General features: G+C 57.7%; 2 protein-coding genes. One reads left to right on the top strand and one right to left on the bottom strand.

Annotation, left to right across the window (positions count from 1 at the left end; all coding sequences use genetic code 11):
- Positions 1–1,762: hypothetical protein (locus KJ653_04710; GenBank protein ID MBU0685133.1), on the top strand; the 1,762-nt coding region annotated here is incomplete at its 5' end.
- 134 nt (positions 1,763–1,896) lie between these two features.
- Here the strand turns inward: KJ653_04710 and KJ653_04705 are convergent.
- Positions 1,897–2,547 carry a DUF3800 domain-containing protein gene (locus KJ653_04705; GenBank protein ID MBU0685132.1) on the bottom strand — a complete coding sequence of 217 codons (651 nt, stop codon included), beginning with the start codon at positions 2,545–2,547 and terminating at the stop codon, positions 1,897–1,899.
- Between the last annotated feature and the right edge of the window lie 429 nt (positions 2,548–2,976).

Here is a 2,976-nt window from a genome sequence, read left to right as displayed (position 1 = left end):
GGACTCCGTAAGGAATGTCGACCTTTGTGCACACCGTCAATCGTCGAGTCAGTTCTCAGAACAGCCGCTCCGCAATCCCGCCAACCTTTTTACGCTCGAAACCGGCTACGACGCCTCGCAGTCCATGACCTCAAAGCCACCTCTTCCAACCAACAACCGCCTCCTTTTCCTCGCCATCCCCGCGATCATCCTCACCGCCCTTCTCGCACGTTCCCTCTCACTCCAGTGGAGCCCTCTCCCCTACAACATAGACGGCCTCTCCGAGCTCAGGATCATCCGGGAGATCCTCTCCACCCACCACCTCGACTTCTCCTCGGTCCCCTCATCAGATGAGACTTACGTCCCCGACATGCCCATGCTCGCTCTCCTGCTCGCCTTCTTCTCCTCCGCGCTCGGCGTAGACCCCGCCTCCAACTCCCAGCTGATGACCGCCCTCCTAGGCTCCATATCCGTCTCCATCCTCTACCTCGTCTTCCGCCAGCACTGGAAGACACACAGGGGCGCCATCGCCTCCGCCCTCGTCCTCGCCCTCACGGGCTCCTTCGTCTTCTCCTCCGGGTGCACCTGGAAGGAGAGCCTCGGCTTCGTCCTCGTCGCCTTCGCGCTCTACGCCTACCCTCTCAGGCAGGAGCTCCCGTACCGCCTCCTGCTGACGCTCTCTCTTCTTCTCTCCCCGTTCACTCATCATCACATCACGATAGTGCTCTTCGTGATGGTGACCTTCGCCGTCATAATAGACATCGCAAACAGGCAGAAGGACCAGCACAGGCTCACCAGACAGGAGCTCATTGACGGCGTCACGGTCGTATCCGTCTGGGCCGTCGCCGTCCTGTACTACTGGCATGTCCACCTGCCCTACATAGACTACCTCTCCCCCACCACCGACCTCTATCTCTACCTGGCCGTCGCCTCGCTCATGCTGCTCACGGTCGTCAGGATGTCCCTGATGGACCGGCCACTCACGAGGCTGCCGCTCGGGCTTGCAGTCCCCTTGACAGGCGCCGTACTCATGGTGCTCAACTACTACCATCCCGTCTTCCCCGGGCTGCCAGGCCCCGCGTCCCTCATAGCGGTCCCGTTCCTCGCGTATCTCATACTCGTCGTGCCTGCCTGGGAAGGCGCCAGGATCGCCCTCCCGCCCAGGGGGCCGACAAAGAACCTGCTATTGGCGATGATCCTGGGGCCTCTGTCCCTCATCATATTCGCCCTCCTGCGCTCGAACGACGCCATGTCGCAGCTGATTGTGTACCGCACGTTCGACTTCGTGATACCCGCGTTCGCCCTCCTCATAGGCGTAGGCTTCGCGTATATCGTCAAGGGAAGGGCGAGGGCGATAGGTATGGCCGCAGGCGCCTCCCTGGTCATAATATGCGCATCAACGCTGCCGATAGCGTACTCGAGCCAAGAGCTGTTCGGGGTGGAGAACCAGACCTATTGGTTCGAGTACGACGCGGTCCAATGGTTCTCGGAGCACGGTGTGGAGAGCTACGCATCCGACCAGAGGCTGTCCGAGACGGGCGCGAGGCTGTTCGATCTGAACGGTTATAGGGGCTTGCCGTACGACCTCAGAGAGGGGATTGATTTGAACTCATCATCTTTCTATGTCCTGGAGACTGACTGGAACTCGACCGGGGCCCAGGAGTTCCCATTCGGGGTGGTTGTCATCGATTCCGACAGGATCATCGCCGCCCTGAACGATTCGAACGTGTTCTACGTAGGAGGACCTGCAGGCAATCATATCATCGGACTTAGAACGAGATGATTCGAGCTACATCCGCTCGCAATCCTTATTACTGACCGCGACCATGGGAAACCAGCAGGTAAGTCCTGGCCGGTAAATATGCGCCATGAGGCGCATGGTAAAGACTCCGGCCAGGGTCTGCTACCTTTGTCGTCTCATAGTTGGATTAGTTTTTCCATCGCTAGTATGGGCGCAATGATTGCATGATAGCTGGCATCTCCGACCTCGTGCTTCCTTCGAACCGCCCCTGCCACAAAGTCCGCAACCTGTAAGCCCCTCGAGTTCAGGGAGTTTAATCTTCTGACCCTTACCTCTGGTGGGATGTAGCCCAATTCTCGATATCCATCGATCACGTGTGCTCGGATGCTCCTGTCGAACCCAGTTCCGAAGTCCCGGTTGCAGGGTCTTGCATCGAAGACGATCGTCATTTCGTCACGGACTCTGACGAGATTCGCAATCTCGTGAACAAGCTCACCTGAAGCGCGCATGTAGATGTCCTCTCTGTGGCTCTTGTCTCCCTCCTTCGCGTTCGCCTTGTCGACAGTCACGCAGACGACCTGCGCGTCGTTCAATTCCACGATCCTCTTCAGTACCGCCTTTCTCAACTCAGGGCTCGAGTTGTGAAACTTCAATTCAGGCTTCCGGAGCAGGTTCTTCTTCAGGCGCCTTCTCCGCAACTTCTGCGGGATTCGTTCCAGTCGAGAATACTCCTCTACGATGACTGCAGCTAGGGTGATGTGGCGCGTGGAGCCCTTGCCAAATCCAAGGTCTCCTGACTCATCCACAAAAACGAAGCATTTGCGCACGGTCCAGAATCTAGATGAGTTGCCAAATGAGATGACATTACATGTAGGCTAACACGGCATCCTGTTGCATACGAGGGACCGTGTCGCGTTTCATGGCGAGCGTGTTCTACGTCGGGGACCGACAGAGAATCATATCATCGGACTCAGAACGAGATGATTGGGCTACATCCACACAGAAGCCTTATTAGGAGCCGTTGCGATGAGAACGGCGCAGGTAAGTCCTGGCCGGTAAATGCGTACCATGCGGCGCGCGTCGACAGAATCCGGCCGGGGTCTGCATTTCTTGTGCGTATCTTCAAGGCTTGAGACTCTCCTCGAGTGCTACCAGTGGGAGGACAATGCGAAAGTAGCTGTCGTCTCCCTCCTCATACTTCCTTCGGACGGCGCCAGCGATGAAATCCGCGACCTGAAGTCCGCCTGATGAGTGCG

This window comes from Candidatus Thermoplasmatota archaeon, assembly GCA_018814355.1.
GTDB lineage: Archaea > Thermoplasmatota > Thermoplasmata > UBA10834 > UBA10834 > COMBO-56-21.
The sequence above is the reverse complement of the archived record's forward strand: the minus strand, read 5'-3'. Positions and strand labels throughout refer to the sequence as shown.